The 504-nt window shown below is 51.6% G+C and carries 1 protein-coding gene; it reads right to left on the minus strand.

Translation table 11 applies throughout. The features are described 5' to 3' along the window. Window positions 1-504: OB-fold nucleic acid binding domain-containing protein (locus QVO51_RS02550; RefSeq protein WP_369677880.1), on the minus strand; the 504-nt coding region annotated here is incomplete at both ends.

Genomic DNA, 504 nt, shown 5'->3' on the forward strand with positions numbered 1-504 from the left:
ACTGCGTCCATGGCAGACATGGTGGTATGCATGTGCAGCTCCACCCGCTTTTTCGGTGCATTGTCCATGCGGATCTTCCGCTTCACCAGCATCAGATCCATGGGCATCATGGTAATGTCCTTATTAAACGTATCGAACTCTATATTCCCCTTTGCAACTACTGTACAGCCGTTTTTCAGCTTGTCGTATGCTGCTTCGGACAGCTTTTTAGTGTCAATGAACATTTTCAGCATAATGGATCCGGTATAGTCGGTGATATAATAGCTGAGAATGGTTTTCTGTCCGTTCTTGACCTCTTTCCGGTCTGGTATGTCGAAAATATCCCCCCATACCACCACCTTGGTATCCAGTCTGCCGGTAGCCTCCTGGAGGGAAATGGGCTGCTCCTTGATGGTGCCGCCCCGGATCACCAGGGCAGAGCCTTCTTCGATCTCAAAGGGCAGATGCAGCAGCGCCGCATTGGCAGCAACCACCTTGGGAGCTGCTGCTTTCCCGGTACTGCCG

This window comes from Ruminococcus sp. CAG:379, assembly GCF_000434255.1.
Taxonomy (GTDB): Bacteria; Bacillota; Clostridia; order Oscillospirales; family Ruminococcaceae; genus Ruminococcus_F; species Ruminococcus_F champanellensis.